The organism is Actinoplanes sp. NPDC023801 (assembly GCF_040639655.1).
In the GTDB taxonomy this organism is placed as follows: domain Bacteria; phylum Actinomycetota; class Actinomycetes; order Mycobacteriales; family Micromonosporaceae; genus Actinoplanes.
The window spans coordinates 89165-107683 of record NZ_JBFAAI010000023.1; the positions used below are offsets into that span (position 1 = coordinate 89165).

General features: G+C 71.8%; 13 protein-coding genes. 9 read left to right on the forward strand and 4 right to left on the reverse strand.

What is annotated here, in order from left to right; genetic code table 11:
• Positions 1-73 precede the first annotated feature (73 nt).
• Positions 74-721 carry a hypothetical protein gene (locus AB0G04_RS32120; RefSeq protein WP_360990372.1) on the forward strand — a complete coding sequence of 216 codons (648 nt, stop codon included), beginning with the start codon at positions 74-76 and terminating at the stop codon, positions 719-721.
• Between the two features lie 17 nt (positions 722-738).
• Here the strand turns inward: AB0G04_RS32120 and AB0G04_RS32125 are convergent, their stop codons facing one another.
• Positions 739-2211 (reverse strand): alpha-amylase, encoded by a 1473-nt coding sequence (locus tag AB0G04_RS32125; protein WP_360990375.1) that lies wholly within the window; start codon positions 2209-2211, stop codon positions 739-741.
• 368 nt (positions 2212-2579) lie between these two features.
• On the opposite strand from AB0G04_RS32125, the gene AB0G04_RS32130 reads away from it, so the two are divergent.
• The 3 genes from AB0G04_RS32130 to AB0G04_RS32140 all read left to right on the forward strand — a co-directional run bounded on the left by AB0G04_RS32130 (position 2580) and on the right by AB0G04_RS32140 (position 5775).
• Positions 2580-3863 carry a histidinol-phosphate transaminase gene (locus tag AB0G04_RS32130; RefSeq protein WP_360990377.1) on the forward strand — a complete coding sequence of 428 codons (1284 nt, stop codon included), beginning with the start codon at positions 2580-2582 and terminating at the stop codon, positions 3861-3863.
• A gap of 126 nt (positions 3864-3989) precedes the next feature.
• Entirely contained in the window at positions 3990-5186 is a 1197-nt protein-coding gene (locus AB0G04_RS32135) for a GAF domain-containing sensor histidine kinase (RefSeq protein ID WP_360990380.1), read from the forward strand.
• A 16-nt stretch (positions 5187-5202) separates the two neighbouring features.
• Entirely contained in the window at positions 5203-5775 is a 573-nt protein-coding gene (locus tag AB0G04_RS32140; protein WP_360990383.1) for a hypothetical protein, read from the forward strand.
• Positions 5776-5779: 4 nt separating this feature from the next.
• On the opposite strand, the gene AB0G04_RS32145 is transcribed toward AB0G04_RS32140, so the two are convergent.
• Complete coding sequence (locus tag AB0G04_RS32145) at positions 5780-7810, reverse strand: ATP-binding protein (protein ID WP_360990385.1); 2031 nt, start codon at positions 7808-7810, stop codon at positions 5780-5782.
• Between the two features lie 191 nt (positions 7811-8001).
• Here AB0G04_RS32145 and AB0G04_RS32150 point away from each other — a divergent pair, with 191 nt between their 5' ends.
• The 5 genes from AB0G04_RS32150 (at position 8002) to AB0G04_RS32170 (ending at position 15539) form a co-directional block, all read left to right on the forward strand.
• The gene (locus AB0G04_RS32150) at positions 8002-9165 is read left to right on the forward strand and encodes a S8 family peptidase (RefSeq protein WP_360990388.1); all 1164 of its coding nucleotides are present in this window, start codon (positions 8002-8004) and stop codon (positions 9163-9165) included.
• Between the two features lie 144 nt (positions 9166-9309).
• Positions 9310-10668, forward strand: coding sequence for an NAD(P)/FAD-dependent oxidoreductase (locus AB0G04_RS32155; protein WP_360990481.1), 1359 nt, complete (start codon positions 9310-9312; stop codon positions 10666-10668).
• Between the two features lie 164 nt (positions 10669-10832).
• Positions 10833-13019 (forward strand): ATP-binding protein, encoded by a 2187-nt coding sequence (locus tag AB0G04_RS32160; protein WP_360990391.1) that lies wholly within the window; start codon positions 10833-10835, stop codon positions 13017-13019.
• Between the two features lie 75 nt (positions 13020-13094).
• A complete protein-coding gene (locus AB0G04_RS32165) occupies positions 13095-14018 on the forward strand; it encodes a PfkB family carbohydrate kinase (RefSeq protein WP_360990393.1) in 924 nt (307 codons plus the stop codon).
• 30 nt (positions 14019-14048) lie between these two features.
• The gene (locus tag AB0G04_RS32170; RefSeq protein ID WP_360990396.1) at positions 14049-15539 is read left to right on the forward strand and encodes a glycosyltransferase family 39 protein; all 1491 of its coding nucleotides are present in this window, start codon (positions 14049-14051) and stop codon (positions 15537-15539) included.
• Here AB0G04_RS32170 and AB0G04_RS32175 read toward each other — a convergent pair whose 3' ends face one another.
• Positions 15540-16103, reverse strand: coding sequence for a dephospho-CoA kinase (locus tag AB0G04_RS32175; protein WP_360990398.1), 564 nt, complete (start codon positions 16101-16103; stop codon positions 15540-15542).
• Positions 16104-16224: 121 nt separating this feature from the next.
• The gene (locus AB0G04_RS32180; protein WP_360990401.1) at positions 16225-18483 is read right to left on the reverse strand and encodes an FdhF/YdeP family oxidoreductase; all 2259 of its coding nucleotides are present in this window, start codon (positions 18481-18483) and stop codon (positions 16225-16227) included.
• Positions 18484-18519: the final 36 nt, after the last annotated feature.

Below are 18519 nucleotides of genomic sequence, written 5' to 3' on the forward strand. Positions count from 1 at the left end.
AGTCTGCTCCAGCGCAGTACCGGCCGAACGGCCCATGGGTCACCGTGACGTAAGTAACGGGAGGGAGATGCCGATGGACCCGACTTCGATTCGTCCGGTCGTCCTGGCCGACGCACTGCCCAGTGCGTTCGAGTCGGCATGCCTGGTCGAGTGTGTGGACAGCTCCCGGCCCCAGCGGCAGCAGCTTCCCGCGCCGGTTCCGCGGTCCGGCGAGGCGCTCGCCGAGTTCGACCGGGAGGACGCCGCGGACCGGCTGGTCTATCTGCTGGACGGTCTCGGTTGCGAGGCGGCGCGCGAGGTACGGATCGGGGGCGGGCGCCGCCGTTATGAGGTGCAGCGCGTTGTCGTACCGGAGGCGCAGCGTCTCGCAACCAGCCGGATGCTGGCGGCGGCCTGGCGGCAGGGCCGTCAGGCGCTGCTGGGCACCGAGCAGCTCGGTGCGTCCTCCCCGCGGCACGTGCAGCGGCTCACCCTGGCGCAGGCCGCCTGGCGGGCCGCCCTGCTCGCGGCCGGTCAGCGGCGGCGCGGCCATCTGCTCTGGGTGACCTTGCGTGATCAGGAGATCGCGGCGGTGCTGGTTCGTGCGGCACGGCTGCTGGGAGTGACCGCCGAGGTGGCGCGGCGTCCCGGCTGTCTCGTCGTGGCGGTCGCCGCCGAGGAGGCCGCCGCGTTGCCGGCGACCCCGCCCCGGCTGAGGTTGCGCGCCGGCGCTGTCACTTAGCGCCGGTATCGCAGGCGCTAGGCCGGTTCGACGGCGATGATGTGGGCGGCCCACGGCGCCAGCTCCACATAGAGGCCGTCGCCGGCCAGCTCGTCGCCGTCGCGGTCGAAGACCCGGCCGTCCAGCAGGTCGGTGAGTTCCCAGGACCGCCCGTTCAGGCCGGGCCAGGGCAGTGTGACGCGGGCCTGGGCAGGCTGGTCACCGAAGTTGACGACGACCAGGTGACGGGTGGTGCCCTCGTGCCACGACCAGGCCACGACGTCACGGTGCGACGGGTTGTCCGGCCAGCCATGGGTGTCGAGCAGCCGCCACTCGCCGCGGCGCACCCCGGCGGCGACGGCCAGCAGCCGGCGGTGGAACGCGCGCAGGTCGAGGTCGGCCGGTTCGTCGGGGTAACGACCGAGAAAGACCGACAGGTGGGTACGGCGGCCCTCGAACTGCCCGTCGTGCCAGAGGGTGGCTCCGGGCAGGGTGGCGACAGCCACCGCGGCGGCCCGGTCGCGGCCGCCGGGCATGCTGGCGGCGGCACGCGGCTCGTCGTGGTTCTCGGTGAAGCGCAGCAGCCCGTCCTGGTAACCGCGGTCGGCGACCAGGTGTTTGCGCAGCGACTCGGCGCCCTCGTGGGTGAGCCGGTCGTAGAGGCGCTTGTCGTAGCAGAAGTCGAACCCCTGCCGCTGCAGCATCCACTCGGTGTCCCAGTACGCCTCGGCGATCAGCACGAGGCCGGGGTGGGCCTCCTTCACCCGCTCGATGATCGGCGGCCAGAACTCGCCGGACGGGGCAGGGCCGGCGTGCGCGCCCCAGGTGCCGGCGAAGATGTCGTTGGTGACCAGCATCGCCATGTCGCAGCGGACGCCGTCGCACTGCTCGGCGATCCAGGTCAGGGTGGCGACGGTGGCCTCCCGCAGGCCCGGGTCGAACGCGTTGAGCTGGGCGACGTCCGGCCACGGCGGGAAGTAGGGGTCGCGGCCGAACGCCAGGATGCGGCCGGCCGCCTCGAACCAGCCGCCCGGGTCGGCGGCCAGGTCGGCGGGGCTGCCCTGGATGAACCAGTTCGGGTGGTCGACGGTCGCCGGGTGGTCGGGGGCCACGTGGTTGGGCACGTAGTCGAGGATCAGCTTGAGCCCGCGCCGGTTCAGCTCGGCGCGGGCCGTCGCCAGGCCCTCCGGTCCGCCGAGCCGGTCGTCGGCCCGGTACCGGCGCACGCAGTACGGCGAGCCGACGATGTCCGGGCCGGCCAGGTCGGGCAGCGCGGCGCGGAAGGCCCGCTGCAGCGACGCGTTCTCCCGGGCCACCGCCAGTCCGGCCGGGCTGCGCTCCCAGACGCCCATCAGCCAGACCGCGTCCAGGCCCGGTGCGGCGACCTCGTCCCACACCTCGCCGGGCACGTTCGCGAGGGTCACCGGGCGGGCGTACCGCCGGCTCAGCCCGGCCAGCCACGGCCACGTGCCGATCTCGTAGATCACCGGCGCCGTCGGCCACCCGGTCATTGATGCCCCCCTCTGGTACGTCCTCCCATGCTAAGCGGGAGATCAGCAGCCGGGGCCGGGTGTGTCTGTGCAGAGCGGCACACTCCGGACCACCTTCGCCGGCATCGTGGGGCCGGGCGTGGCGTGGGCCGGGCTCGCCGTCATCACCGCCCCCGCGACCACCAGACTCGCCAGAAACACTCTGATCAAACCGCGCATGCCACTTCCCTCCGTGACGGCCACCTGACGGAGAGAACGACTTAGTTGATCATTCGACTCGGGAGAAGCCGGGAACTTCTTCCTTTCCTGTCCCTTAAGCCTCGAACGTTTTCTGTTCTCGCCCCGTACTGCGTGGCGGCACGATCACCGAGGTGTTCGGGAGGACAACCGTGGCACGAACCGGAATCGATACGTCGATGCTGCACAAGGGTTCGCACAGCGCGTCGTACTTCGACGTGGCGCGCGCCGCGGGTGAGGGCGTCGAGATCGTCGACTTCTGTATCCCGTGCAACCCGTACTTCCCCACGCCGGAAATGTTCGACGAGCTGAGCCGGGACCTCAAGAGCATCCTCAAGTACTACCCCAGTGACTCCGCGGCCATCACCAAGAAGCTGGCCAGCGTGCTCGGCCTGCACCCGCAGACGGTGGCCATGGCGAACGGCTCGACCGAGCTGATCACCTGGATCGACCATCTGCTGATCAAGGAGAGCGTGGCGATCCCGATCCCCACCTTCGGCAGGTGGACCGACCAGCCGATGGAGACCGGCAAGCGGGTCGACATGTTCCCGCTGCAGGAGCGCGACGGCTTCCGGCTCGACCTGGAGGAGTACGTCGAGTTCATCCGGGAGCGCAAGTCCCGGGTCGCGGTGGTCTGCAACGTCAACAACCCGGACGGTCACTACATCCCGCGGCGCGACGTGATCCGCTTCATGGACACGCTCAGCGACCTGGACCTGGTGGTCGTCGACGAGTCGTTCATCGACTTCTCCGACGCCGAGCGTTACCCGTCGGTCGGGCCGGACGCGGTGATCCGCCCGAACGCGGTGGTGCTCAAGAGCCTCGGCAAGAACTTCGGCCTGCACGGCATCCGGTTCGGCTACATGCTTGCCAACCCGGCGATCGCCGGCAAGATCGCGAAGAATCTGCCCAAGTGGAACCTCAACTCCCTCGCAGAGAAGGTCGTCCACATGATTCAGGACCACGAGATGGAGTACGAGGAGAGCCTGCGCCTGCTCAGCCGGGACCGCCGGTCGATGGGCCGGGAGCTGCAGCGCATCCAGGGTCTGACCGTCTTCCCCTCGCAGGGCAACTTCTTCCTGGTGAAACTGCCGAACGAGTGGTCGGGTGTGGCACTGCGCGACTACCTGGTCGCCAACCACGGCATCATGACCCGGGAGTGCGGCAACAAGCTCGGCATGACCAGCCAGTTCATGCGTCTCGTGGTGCGTCCGGCCGGCGACGTGGACCGGCTGGTCGACGGCATGCTCGACTACGCGCAGCGGTTCCACAGCCGGTCGGTCTACGACGGCGACCCGCTGGAGAACGTCCGGATGGACACCAGCCGCCGATGGGCCGACACCGGGGCGTACGACGACCAGCCGGAAAGCCTGCTCCAGTATCCGAACCATCGGGCCGGTGGCGAGTACACCGCGCGCCGCGCCGCCGTGGGCTGATCCGGCGGGTCGCGCCGTCCAGCGGGAGGCCCCCGCTCGCTGGGCGGCGCCGCCCATTCCGCTCAGCCCGACCCGGGGAGGAGCCGATTCCGCTCAGCTCGACCGGGGAGGAGCCGAAGAGCAGTCGTGGACCGCGATCCCCGGGACGAACAGGCGAGGCTGGCTGCCCTGCGGTCGTACGAGGTGCTCGACCACCCGCGGCCCGCCGCTCTCGACGATCTGACCCGGCTCGCGGCCTCGATGTTCGACACCCCGATGGCCGCCGTGTCGCTCGTCGACCGGGACCGCCAGTGGTTCGCCGGCAGTCACGGCCTCGCCGACGCGCAGACCCCGCTCGACGTGTCGTTCTGCAAGCACGTCATCCCGGCCGGCCGGCCGCTCGTCGTCCCGGACGCGACCCGCGACGAACGCTTCTCCGGCCTGCCGAACGTCACCGGCAACCCGAACATCCGGTTCTACGCCGGGGCGCCGATCGTCGACGAGGACGGTTACACCCTGGGTGCCATGTGCGTGATCGACGACCGGCCGCGCGAGGTCGACGACAAGCAGGTCCGCAACCTGGTCACGTTCGCCGGGCAGGCCGCCGTGCACCTGGCCTCGATCCGGAACCGGCTGCGGATGGTCTCCCTCGGCGACGAGCTGGCCCGGGCCACGCAGCGCGAGGACGACCTGGTCGCCACGATCACCCACGAGCTGCGCACACCCGTCGCGTCCATCCAGGGTTACCTGGAGATCCTCGGCGACCAGGACGACCTGGCCCCGTACCGGAACCTGATCGAGCCGATCCACCGCAACGGGGAACGCCTGGTCAGCATGGTCGACCACCTGCTCGCCGGCACCCGGCCGGACGAGGCACCCCTGCCCGCCCCGATCGGCCCGGTGGAGCTGGACACCGTCGTGGCGGCGGCGGTCACCGGTTGCCGTCCGATGATCGCGTTGCGCGCGGAGACCGTACGCCTGCGATGTGACGCTCCGGTGCGGGTACGCGCCGACCTGGCCCGCCTCGCGCACGCGATCGCGCAGCTGGTGCGCAACGCGCTGCTGTTCACCCCGGCCGACCGTCCGATCACGATCACCACCGGTTCGGCGCCGCTCCCGTTCGTGGAGATCACCGATGCCGGCGTCGGTATCCCGGAGGGCGAGCTGCCGTACGTCTTCGACCGCTTCTACCGCGGGCAGTACGCCCGGGAGCAGGCCGTACCCGGTGTCGGCCTGGGTCTGACGATCGCCCGCAACATCGTCGAGGCCCATGCCGGGACGCTGACCGTGGAGGGCTCGCAGTCCGGGGTCACGGCTCGCGTCACCCTGCCCGTGGCGGCCTAGGCCCTAGGCTGAGGGGATGGAGCAGCCCGGCGCGATGCCTGTCGACGACGTCGTGGCCGTGATCGTCGGGCGGCTCGCGGACCAGCGCCGGGTGGTACCCGAGTACATCGTCCGCGACGCGATCGAGGCCGCCCTGCGCCGGCGCTCCGCCGAGATCGGCCTGGTCCCGGCCGAGGTCGCCGAGGAGCTGATCAACGGTTTCTGCAGCGGGGCCGCCGTGCCCGAGGACGATTCGGCCACCATGCCGGCGGTGCTCAGCGGCGACGAGACCGGGCGGCTGATGACGGCTCTCGGGCTGGCCGTGCACGTGGCCGCGTTCAACCTGGACCGGGACCGTCTGCACGTCGCGCAGATCCTCAACGGGGCCGCGGCCGCCCTGGTGGCGCTCGGCTCCGGGGCCCGCGCCGCGCACGCCGACGGCACCTCGGCGGTGCTGCTGTCGCCGGCCACGCTGCGGACGGCGCGGACCACCGTGCTCGGCGTGCTGCAGGGCATCCAGGACCGCGGCTGGCAGGCCCAGCACCTCGACCAGGCCGGCACGACGGCCCTGTTCGGCGGGGTCCTCGACATGCTGGGGGCGGTGCCGTGAGCGGTCAGCGGGCCGGCGTCAGCGCCCGGGCGTAGGCGGAGCGGCCGGCCGGCAGGGTGAACGACATCCGGGTGCCGGTGCCGTACGGATTGGCGCCCGCCTCGATCGTCCCGCCGTGCCGCTCCACGATCCGCTTGCAGATCGCGAGTTCCAGACCGCTGGCGCTGGAGCCCTTGTCCCGGTGATAGTTGGTGAAGATCTCGTGCCGCTTGCCCGGCGGGATGCCGACGCTGTTGTCGAGGATGTCGATGCGCAGCATCCCGTTCGGGGCCGGCTGGCAGGAGATCGCGAGGTACGGCCCGACGCCCGGCGCCATCATCCGCAGCGAGTTGTCGATCAGGTTCTCCAGCAGCTGCCGTAGCAGCACCGGGTCCGCGTCGACCGGGTCGAGCCGGCCCACCTCGAAGTACGGCGGCGCCGAGCCGGTGCTCTCGGCGTGGTCGATCCGGCTGGTGACGATGTCGCCGACCAGAAGGGCCAGGTTGACCGTGGTGGGCATCAGCTTGCCGTCGCGGGCCGCGGTGTAGGAGAGCAGCCCGTTGAGGAAGGTCCGCATCCGGGCGGCCGCCCGCTGGATGCGTTCCACCCGTTCGACCGGCTGATATCCGGCCAGTTCCTGCTCCAGGACCTCGGACCAGCCCTCGATCGTGGTGAGTGGGTTGAGCAGGTTGTGCGCGACCCGTCCGGCGAACGACATCAGCTCGTCGCGGTGCCGCCGGTCGGCGGTGACGTCGTGGAAGACCACCACCACGTGGTACGGCCCGGTGCCGAGCGCCAGGCGGGCCACGTTGAACCGCACCACCCGCCCCTCCGGCACCGCGGCGTTGCGCACGAGCACGTCCATCGGCGCGGCGTCCTCACCGGCGAGAGCCCGTACGTGCGGCAGCTCCGCGTCGGTGAGCGGGGTGCCGTCGGGCCGGAAGAAGCCGTGGTCGCTGCCGAGCGCCACGGTGCCGGTGACCGCGGCGGTGGTGCCGAGCAGACGGCCGGCGGCCGGGTTGCGCAGCACGAGACGGCCGGTGTGATCCAGGATGGCGAGGCCCTCGGTCATCGAGTTGACCACCGTCGTCATCATCGAGGCCTTGTCGGTGGCCTCCTGCTCGGAGTCCTGCAGCCGCCGGATCAGGTTGTCGCGTTCGTCGCGGGTGAGTGTGAGGGCGAGGCCGACCGTGGCGAGGATGCCGACGTAGAGCTGGATCAGCAGGACGCGCACGCCGGTGTCGGCCACCATCGCGTACGGGCCGTGGCCGCTCAGGGTGTACAGAACGGCGGTGCAGCCGAAGACCGCCGTGTGGGCGATCGCGAGCGGGGTGGGCATCCGGATCGCGGACCAGACGGTCAGCGGGATCAGCAGGAAGCCGATCGGCAGGTCCTCGCTGCCGCTGAACACGTACCAGTAGGCGGCCGCGGAGAAGGCGACGACCGCGGCGCACTCCAGCCACCTGGCCCGGCCGATTCCGCGCAGGCCGGCCCACCGATCGCGGATCAGGTAGCCGGCCCGGCGGACGGCCACCCCGAAGACCAGGACGGCAACGACGTCGCGGAACACGCGGATGACCGCACCGACCGCGGAGACCTGCCGGCCGTCGGGGACGACGAGCTCGCCGAGCACGTACACCAGGGTGCCGGCGACCGCGGCGAGGCCGGCGCAGAGCAGCAGGTGCCACAGGTCGGGCAGCCGGGTGAGCGGCCGGCCGCCGTCCGGACCGGTCCATAGTCCGGTCAGCCAGCGGCGCGCCGCGGCCGCGAAGACCAGGGCGCCGGCCGTCGTCGCGACGGCTTCCGGCAGCGCGGTCCCGAGTCCGGTACCCACCGCGGCGAGGCCGGCGAAGGTCAGGACACCGATGCCGGCCGCGTCGGCAAGCCGCCAGCGGGAGTCGCTGCGCGTCACCAGCCACACCGCCGCGACACCGGCCGCGGGCCAGAGCATCGGCTCGCCGGGGTCGCCCAGAGCGGTGGCGGCGCCGGCCAGCACGGCGATCAGATGCAGTGCCGCGAAGCCGACAACGGGCGGTACGGCCATCGGAAGTCCCATCAGTTCGTCCCGTATCGGGATGTGCCCCTTTCTCCCTTCTGTCGGCACCCGGCGCCGAACCCTGAGCCGAAGATATATACAAATCGATATATAGATGTGAACGGCCGTCACGAATACGCTCACCTCGGAGCTGTCCGAGCGATGAGCATCTATCCCGTGCTCGACGCCGGCAGGCGCGAGAGAGGAACAACATGGCGATTCGACGCAATGGCGGCCGCATCCTTGCCGCCGGTCTGTTCGCACTGGCGGTGGTAGCGACGGGCACCCCCGCCGCGGCCGCCCCGGCCACCGGTCAGATCAGGCTCGCCGGCACCGCCGACGCGATCCCCGGGAGCTACATCGTCGTCCTCAAGTCCGGCGCACAGGAATCCGGCCTCACCAAGTCCTACGGCGGCGCGGTCAAGCGCAGCTTCGGCAAGGCCCTCAACGGTTACGAGGCCACCCTGACCGAGGCCCAGGCCAAGCGGCTCGCCGCGAACTCGAAGGTCGCCTACGTCGAGCAGAACCAGGTGGTCACCCTGGCCGCGACGCAGACCAACGCGACCTGGGGCCTCGACCGCATCGACCAGCGGAACCGGCCGCTGAGCACCACGTACACCTACCCGGTGACCGCCTCGAACGTCACCGCCTACATCATCGACACCGGCATCCGCTACACCCACAGCCAGTTCGGCGGCCGGGCCACCCCCGGCTACGACGCTGTCGGCAGCGGCGCGGTCGACTGCAACGGCCACGGCACCCACGTCGCCGGCACGGTCGGCGGTTCCACCCACGGCGTGGCCAAGGCCGTCAGGCTGGTCGGCGTCCGGGTGCTCAACTGCTCCGGCTCCGGCACCACGGCCGGTGTCATCGCCGGCGTCAACTGGGTGACCAGCAACGCGGTCAAGCCGGCGGTGGCCAACATGAGTCTCGGCGGCGGGGCCAGCACCTCCATCGACACCGCGGTCCGCAACTCGATCGCGTCCGGCGTCACCTACGCCGTCGCGGCCGGCAACTCGAACGCGAACGCCTGCAACGCCTCACCGGCCCGGGTGCCCACCGCCATCACGGTCGGCTCCACCACCAACACCGACGCGCGGTCCAGCTTCTCCAACTACGGCACCTGCCTGGACATCTTCGCGCCCGGCTCGTCGATCACCTCGGCCTGGTACAACAGCAACACCGCCACCAACACGATCAGCGGCACCTCGATGGCGTCCCCGCACGTCGCCGGCGCGGCCGCCCTCGTCCTGTCCCGCAACACCGGGTACACCCCGGCCCAGGTCGCCTCAGCGCTGACCACCAACGCCACCACCGGCGTGGTGACCAGCCCCGGCACCGGATCGCCGAACCGCCTCCTCTTCGTCGTCCAGTAACAGCGCCGCACACGCGAAAGGCCGGGGGACGACGTTCCCCGGCCTTTTGTGACAGCACCGGGCTGTGCCCATCATCGCGCCCTCAGCAGGACTTCCAGCCCCCGGAGAAGGGTTCTACTGGAGGTGACGAGGAGCGTGACAGAGATGATCGGACAACAACGGCACAGGGTCGTCGTGATCGGAGCGGGCTTCGGCGGCAAGTACGCCACCCGGGCGCTACGGAACGCACCGGCCGACGTGACCGTCGTCAACGGAACCAACCACCACGTGTTCGAGCCACTCATCTACCAGGTAGCCACCGGTGTCCTCTCGCCCGGCGAGGTGGCCACCCCGGTCCGCGAACTGTTCCGCCGCCAGCGCAACACCCAGACGCTGCTCGGCTGGGCGACCGATGTCGACACCGGCAACCGCACGGTCACCGCGACCGTGCCCGGCGGTCTGCCCTACCAGGTGCCCTACGACACCCTGATCGTGGCGGCCGGCACCACCCAGTCGTACTTCGGCAACGACCGCTTCGCCGAGCACACGATCAGCCTGAAGAGCGTCGACGACGCCGTGGAGCTGCGCTCGAAGATCCTCACCGCCTTCGAGATGGCAGAACTCGAGACCGACCCGGCCGCCGCCGGACGCTGGCTCACCTTCGTGATCGTCGGAGCCGGACCCACCGGTGTCGAACTCGCCGGCCAGATCGCCGAGATCGCCCACCGCACCCTGCCCGGCGAGTACCGGCGCATCGACCCGTCGCGGGCGCGAATCGTCCTGATCGACGCCGTCGACCGGATCCTGCCCACCTTCAGCGCCGGCTCGTCCGCCGCGGCCGCCGCCCGGCTACGCAAGATCGGCGTCGAGATCCGCGTCGGCGCGCGCGTGACCGACGTCGACGCCACCGGCGTCCAGCTGGCCGGCGGCGAACGGATCGAAGCCATGATCAGGGTGTGGAGCGCCGGTGTGGCCGCTCCCCCGCTCGCCGCGCGCATCGCCGCGGCCACCGGCGCACCCACCGACCGTTCCGGCCGCATCCGGGTCGAACCGGATCTCACCGTCCCCGGCCACCCGGAGATCTTCGTGGTCGGCGACCTGGCGAGCCTCGACGGCCTGCCCGGCGTCGCGCAGGTCTCCATCCAGGGCGGCACCTACGCCGGCCGGACCATCCGGCGCCGCCTCGCCGGCAAACCCGCCGGCCGGCCGTTCCACTACTTCGACAAGGGCAACATCGCCACGGTGTCCCGGTTCTCAGCGGTCGCCGACCTCCGCGGCCTGCGCCTCACCGGCCTGGCCGGCTGGCTGCTCTGGCTCGGCGTGCACTGGGCGTACCTGCCGAAGGGCCGCAACCGGGCCAGCTCGCTCATCCGGTGGGCGGTCACCTTCCTCGGCCGCGGCCGCCCGGAACGCGCCGTGACCGCCCGGCAGGCCGGCATTGCCGCTGCCCCGCCCGCCGAGGGGTCCTTCCCGGCCGGCCGGGCCCGCGAGGCCGTCCCCGCCGCGGTCCCCCACCCGCGCTGACCCCACGGTTCCGCATCCCGCTGTGGGAGCCGGCGTTCGTGGTGCGGAGGACCGCCGCTCGACATCCGGGAACGCGAGTGAACCGCCGCGACCGGAGAGCCCTCTGGTGCCGCGGCGTCTGCGGACCGACTCAGCGCACCAGCGCCGCGCCCGATAGGGCAGGCGTGACGAGAAAGCGGGCGGTCATCAGCGCGCTGGTGGCCGTCGTGGGATGCGGGATGACGCTGGCCGTCGGCGGCGTGCTGGAACGGCACGAAGACGTGAACACCGAGGTCCAGATGGATCGCCGGACCGCCGCCGCGGCTGACGCGGTTCGCAGTGAGACGCAGCGCTACGTCGACATCCTGCGGACCATGGCGGCGGCCGCCGGCGCGCAGGATGTGCTCACCATGACCGAGTACTCGGCACTGACCACGCCGCTCAAGTCGATGAAGCTGGCCGGGGCGAGCACGATCGCATTCGCCGTCCCAGCCGAGGACGACCAGGTGGGCGAGGTTCAGCAGCGGTGGCGGGAGCGCGGCCTGCCGGATCTCACGCTTGTTCCGTACGGCCGTGGTGATCATGCTTTTGCGATTTTCACGGCCCCGCTGGACGGCACCGTCATCGTCCCGGGCATAGACCTGATGCGGTCCGAGGCCGCGGCCGCGGCGATGGCCGACTCGCGCCGCAGCGGGGACGTGGCCGTTTCGGACACCTACCAGCTGCTGGTCGACCAGCACCTGGCACCGGAGCGCCGGCAGAACTCGTTCGTGCTGAGCGCGCCGGTGTACCAGGGGGCCGACCGCCGCTTCCTGGGCTGGGTCCTGCTCGGGGTCCGGGGTCAGGACTTCATGGGCGACACTCTGGCGCAGGCGGGGCAGAACCTGCTGGATCTGGCGCTGCGCGCCGACGATCCGGGGCGGCGGGAGGTCACCGTCGCCTCGCTGCGTGCGGCGGTCGAGGGGGAACGCGACCGGCGTCGTACGGTCGAGGTCGACGTGGCCGACGGCACGTGGAGGCTGCATCTGGCGGCGGTGGGCGACCGGCTTCCGGGGGCGGCCAGCGGCCTGCCGCCGGCGGTCACAGCCGGGGGGATGAGCCTGACGGTGCTGCTCACCATCCTGGTGTGGATCCTGGTCAGTGGCCGGGAACGGGCCGAGGCACGGGTCCGGCAGGCCACCGCCGAACTGCTGGCGGGCGAGAAGGAGTCCCGCCGCCAGGCCAGACTGCTGCAGGCGGTGCTGGACGGGATCAGCGACGGTGTGGGCATGGTCGGCCCGGACGGGCGTTTCGTGCTGCTCAACCCGGCGGCCCGGCGGATCCTGGGACCGGACGACGAGACGAGGGCGCCGGACGACGAGACGAGGGCGCACGGCGGCGGGACGACGAGGCACGGCGGCGTGGCGGAGCGGTCCGGGTTGTTCCGGCTGGACGGGGTGACCCCGTACCCGGTGGCAGAGCAGCCGCTGACCCGCGCGCTGGCCGGCGAGGACGTCGACCAGGAGGAGATGACGGTCCGCAACCGGACGCACGCGGAAGGGCGGGTGATCAGCGTCTCGGCCCGGCCGGTCGACACGACCAGCGGGGAGCGTGGGGCCGTCGCCGTGTTCCACGACATCACCGACCGCAAGCACGTGGAGAACGAGCTGCGCGGATTCGCCGGGGTGGTGGCGCACGACCTGAAGGCACCCCTGGCGGCGGTACGCGGATACGCCGAGCTGATCCTCGAGGAGCTGGGCGACCCGGCGGCCGGACCGGACGCCGTGGCCGACGCCTTGCGCAGTGCCCGGAAGGTGATCGGTGGCGCCGACCGGATGCAGACGCTGATCAGCGAGTTGCTCGACTACACGGCGGCCCGGGACGCGGCCATGCGGCTCGAGGACTTCAGCCTGCGCGAGCTGGTCGACGACGTGGTCATGACGCGGACCGACGCGCCGGACCCGGAGGCGGGCCGGCCGGACGTGTTCGTCGGCGCGCTGCCGCGGGTCCGTGCCGACCGCGTGCTGCTTCGTCAGGTGCTCGACAACCTGGTGGGCAACGCGATCAAGTACACGCCACCGGGTCAGGCGCCGCGGATCGACGTGACGGCGAAGGTGGACGGCCCGGGGACGGTCCGGGTGCAGGTGGCGGACCGGGGTATCGGCATCCCGGACGGTGAGCACGCCGCCGTCTTCGACAGTTTCCACCGGGCCAGCAACGGTACGGCGATGCCCGGCACCGGACTGGGCCTGGCGATCTGCCGCCGGATCGTGGAGCGGCACGGCGGCCGGATCGAGGCCCGGCCGAACCCGGGCGGCGGCACGATCTTCGTCTTCACGGTCCCCGAGGCGTCGACGGACCTGATGCCACGGGAGAACGTGACCGCGCGTTGAGGCGCCGCCCCGTCGCCGGGACCACCGCGGGCATGATCAAGGGTTGATCGTCCTGCTCACGGGTATGCGCCGCCCATGTCCGCGGTCATGGTCTTCGCACCGGTCCCACAACTCACCGTCACCATCGAGGAGGCCGATGCCGGGCCGGAACTGCATGTCCACCCCGGCGGGCAGGGCGTCTGGCAGGCCCGGATGTGCGCCGGGCTGGGCGCGGACGTCACCCTCTGCGCGGCGGTGGGCGGCGAGATCGGCGACGCGGTGGCTGCGCTGCTGGACCACGAGGACATCGAGGTACGCACGGTACGGCGTGCCAGCGGCACCGGCTGGTACGTGCACGACCGCCGGGACGGATCCCGGGACACGGTCGCCGAGTTCGCCGGTGCTCCGCTGGGCCGGCACGACCTGGACGAGCTGTACAGCACCGCCCTGGCCGAGGGACTGCGTGCCGACGTCAGCATCCTGAGCGGACCGGCCGCCCCCGAGGTCGTCCCGGCCGAGGTGTACCGGCGGCTCGCCGCCGACCTGGGCAAGCACGGCGGCGCGGTGGTCGCCGACCTCTCCGGGGACCACCTGACCGCGGTGCTCGAAGGTGGCGTCGCGTTCCTGAAGGTCAGTCACGAGGAGCTGATCGACGCCGGGCGGGCCGACGACGACAGCGACGAGTCCCTGATCCGGGCCGCCCATGAACTGCGCGATCAGGGTGCCCGGTCGGTGCTGATCAGCCGCGCGGACCGGCCCGGCATCGCCCTGGTCGAGGACGAGGCACTGCTCGTGGATCTGCCCGCCCTGCAGGTGGTGGACCATCGCGGTGCCGGTGACTCGATGACCGCGGGCGTCGCCACGGTGCTGGCGCGCGGCGGCGACCTGAGGGAGGCGCTCCGCACCGGTGCGGCGGCGGGCGCCCTCAACGTCACCCGGCACGGGCTCGGCACCGGGCGGCACGAGGCCATCACCGAACTGGCCGGGCGGGTCCGGCTGCGCACGGCCGACGGCTCCTGAACGTTCACGCGCCGTTCCCCGCAGCGCCGGATGCCGGTGCCGCGCGCCGCCTACGCTGGGCCGCTCCGTCACCGTGCACCGGAGATCGTCATCACCGTACCGAGCCCTGCCCGGACCGCCGTCCGGTGGCTGCACCCCCTGGCCTGGATCATTCCGCCGCTGGTCACGTACCTGCTCGTGAACTGGCGGCTGACCGGGCCGTCGCTCTGGGCGGACGAACTGGCGACCTGGGGCGCGGTCCGGCTCGACCGGGAACAGCTCCGGCTGCTCAGCGGGACGGTGGACGCCGTGCTCACCCCGTACTACCTGGCGCTCGGGCATCTGACCGGCGACGGTGTGCTCGACGCGCACGCGCTGCGCCTGCCGTCCCTGATCGCGATGACCGCCACCGCCGCGGTGGTCGCGCTGATCGGCCGCCACGCCGGCGGTCACCTCGTCGGGCTGCTCGCCGGCCTGCTCTTCGCGGTGCTGCCGGTCACCTCACGCTACGGGCAGGAGGCGCGGCCGTACGCCCTCGCCATGTTCTTCGCCGCCCTGGCCCTGCTCGCGCTGATCGGGCTGCTGGACCGCCCCACCGTGCCGCGGGCCGCCGCCTACGCCGCCGCGGTGGCCGTCACCGGCCTCCTCCACCCGTTGAGCGCGCTGGTCATGGTCGCCGGGCACGCTCTCGCCGGGTGGCGGGCCTGGCGCGCGTGGCCGCCCGCCGCGCTGCTCGGCGCCGCTCCCGCGGCGGTCCTGCTGCACCATGCGAGCGACCAGGCCGAACAGATCTCCTGGATCAGCCGGGCCGGTACGCACACCGTGCGCCTGCTGCCCGAACAGCTCTTCGTCTCGCCGATCGCCGGTGGCATGGTCCTTGCTCTGGCCGTGGCCGGCGTACGCCGTGACCGGACCGGCTGGGCTCTCGCCGCGGCCGGTCTCGCGCCACCCGCCCTGCTCCTCACGGCCGGTGCGTTCACCGAGATCTGGGTGCCGCGCTACGTGCTGGTCGCGATGCCGGCGCTGGTGGTGCTGGCGGTCGTGGGCGCCGCCCGGGCCGGTCGCACGCACGCCGCCGCGTTCGTCGCCCTGATCGTGTTCCTCGGCAACCCGGCCCAGCTGGAGATCCGCGAGCCGGACGGCCACGGCCAGGACTCGGCCCGGATCGCCGAGGTGATCATCCCCCGCTACCTGCCCGGCGACGCGGCCGTCTTCCCCGAGGGACCCTCCAGCATCGGCTGGGCGGCCCGCGACCTCTACGTGCACTACCTTCCTGAGCCGCGTCCGGGCGACGTTCTCGCCGTCACCCGGCAGCGGGCCGACGGCAACTTCCTGGCTGTCGAGTGCCCGGACGCCACCTGTCTCGGCGATCCGTCCCGCATCTGGATCATCCGGACCGACAGCGCCGCCGACCCGGTGGAGAACATGTCCGAGGCGAAACGCGACCGCATTCTCACCGGTTACCGCACCGTCGAACGCTGGAACTACAAGCTCCTCAACATCACCCTGATGGAACGCCGCCCACCCCCGAAGCGACGGTGATCAGGAGCCGGGATTCCCGAGGATCAGGTGTGCGGCTTCGCGGACCTGATCCTCGGCGTAGAAGGCGTCCTCCTGCCGGGCCCACCGGATCCAGTGCGGGGCGTAGGTCTGGCCGTCCCGGGCCAGGGCGCGGTCTCTGCGGACCCCGGCCGGGGCGTCGATCCAGACAACCCCGCTGAGGTACGGCCGGAGCACGCGCCCACCCGAGCCGACGCCTTCGACGAGCAGCCAGTCGCTGTCGGGGACCCGGTGTTCCTCGGCGTAGGCGCCGGCCGTCCAGTCCCAGCGGCGCCACACGGCGGGCCGGGACTCGGCCAGCGGCCGGAGCACCCGGTCGTGCAGGGCGGTGACACCGTCGCGCAGGCCGTCCCAGCCGGCATACAGGTCGTCCATGTGCAGCAGCGGGGCGCCGAGTGCGGTGGCGACGGCCCGGGCCAGGCTGGTCTTGCCGGATCCGGACCGGCCCTCGACGGCGACGATCCGGCGCTTTCCGGCGGACGGCGGCAGGGCGGTGGCCCAGGCGATCACGCGCCGCGCCGAACCGTCCGGCCACTGTTCGTCCACCGCCGCCACCATAGTTCACCCGCCGTGCCCGCCGCGCCCGCCGCAAACTCCGAGCACCCCCCAGCTGTAATACACCGCTGTCTCAGCGCGCCTGAGACCGTGGTAGCGCGCAGCTGGAGGGTCAGGGGCGTTCCAGGCGGATCTGGACCCACTTGGAGGTGGGGGTGCCACTCTCCTCCGCCTGCGAGTCGAGCGGCACCAGCGGGTTGGTCTCCGGATAGTACGCGGCCACGCAGCCTTTCGGGGTGTCGTACTCAACCAGGCGGAACCGCGGCGCCCGGCGTTCGACCCCGTCGGTCCATTCCGACACCAGATCGACGACGTCACCGTCGGCGAAGCCGAGTTCGGCCAGGTCGGCCGCGCTGATGAACACGACCCGACGGCCGGAGCGGATGCCGCGGTACCGGTCGTCGAGCCCGTAGATCGTGGTGTTGAACTGGTCGTGGCTGCGCACGGTCTGCAGCACGAGCCGTCCCTCCGGGACGGTCATAACCTCGAGCGGGCTGACCGTGAACACGGCACGCCCCTCAGCCGTGGGGAAGGTCCGCGAGTCCCGCGGCGGATGCGGCATGGTGAAGCCGCCACCCCGGATCTTCGCGGCGTAGTCGTCGCAGCCGGGCACCACCCGGCCGATGCGTTCCCGGATCTCCTCGTAGTCGCCGGCGAACCCCGCCCACGGGATGCCGTGGGCGTCGCCGAGCGCGGCGGCCGCGATGCCGCAGACGATGTCGACCTCGGAGCGCAGCAGCGGACCGGCCGGTTCCGAGCGGCCGCGGGAGGCGTGCACCGCGGACATCGAGTCCTCGACGGTGACCCGCTGGACCCGGCCGCCGGTCAGATCCTGCTCGCTGCGGCCCAGGGTGGGCAGGATCAGCGCGGTCCGCCCGGCCTCGACGTGGCTGCGGTTGAGTTTCGTGGAGATCTGCACGGTCAGCGCCGCCTTCCGCATCGCCGCCGCGGTGACCTCGGTGTCGGACATGGCACTGACGAAGTTGCCGCCGAGCGCGACGAACACCCTGGCCCGGCCGTCGCGGAAGGCACGGACCGTGTCTGCCGAGTCGTGGCCGTGCTCGCGGGGCGGTTCGAAACCGAACTCGTCGCGCAGCCGGTCCAGGAAGGCGGCCGGTGGCTTCTCCCAGATGCCCATGCTCCGGTCGCCCTGCACGTTGGAGTGCCCGCGTACCGGGCAGAGTCCCGCACCGGGCTTGCCGATCATGCCCTGGAGCAGCGCCACGTTGACGAACTCCTTGATCGTGGCGACGGCGTTGCGGTGCTGGGTGATGCCCATCGCCCAGCAGTGCACGATCCGCTCCGACGAGGCCAGCATGTCGGCGGCCGCCTCGATCTCGTCCCAGGTGAGGCCGGTGGCGGCGAGCACCTTGTCCCGATCGATGCCGGCGACGTGCGCGGCCCACTGCTCGAACCCGACGGTGGACGACTCGATGAAGTCCTTGTCGGCGACGCCCCTGGCCAGCAGCAGGTGCCCGATGGCCTGCCAGAGTGCCAGGTCGCCGTTGGAGCGGATGCGCAGCAGGCGGTCGGCCAGCGGGGTGCCGCGCCCGGCCAGGCCGCGGACGTTCTGCGGGTTGTCGAAGCGGATCAGCCCGGCCTCCGGCAGCGGGTTGATCGCCAGGATCTTCGCCCCGTCCCGCTTGGCGATCTCCAGGGCGGTCAGCATGCGCGGATGGTTGGTGCCCGGGTTCTGCCCGGAAACCACGATCAGATCGGCTTTGTGCAGGTCCTCGAGGGTGACCGAGCCCTTGCCGACGCCGATGGTGCGCATCAGCGCGGTACCGGTCGACTCGTGGCACATGTTGGAGCAGTCCGGCAGGTTGTTGGTGCCGAAGGCCCGGGCCAGCAGCTGATAGACGAACGCGGCCTCGTTGCTGGCCCGTCCCGAGGTGTAGAAGACCGCCTCGTCCGGGCTGTCCAGGTCCCGCAGGAAGCCGCCGGCCAGCGCGAACGCGTCGGCCCAGGAGATCGGCTCGTAGTGGGTGCCACCGTCACGGCGGACCATCGGATGGGTGAGCCGGCCCTGTTTCTCCAGCCAGTGGTCGGTACGTCCGGCCAGGTCGGCGATCGAGTGCTCGGCGAAGAACTCCGGGCCGACGGTGTCGCGCTGGCCCTCCCACGCGACGGCCTTCGCCCCGTTCTCGCAGAATTCGGCGGTGTGCCGGCGTCCGGCCGGGTCCGGCCAGGCGCAGCTCATGCAGTCGACACCGTCGTGCTGGTTCAGAACGGCCAGGTTACGGGCGGTCTTCTTCACACCCATCTTCTGTACGGCGTTCGCCAGGCTGAGCCGCACCGCCTCGAGCCCGGCCGCGTGGTCGGCCGGCGGTCCCACCCGCAGGTGGGCCTCCTCCTCGTCGAAGGCTGCCATTCCGACCTCCCCATTCACGGCCGTACGTTCGCCGAC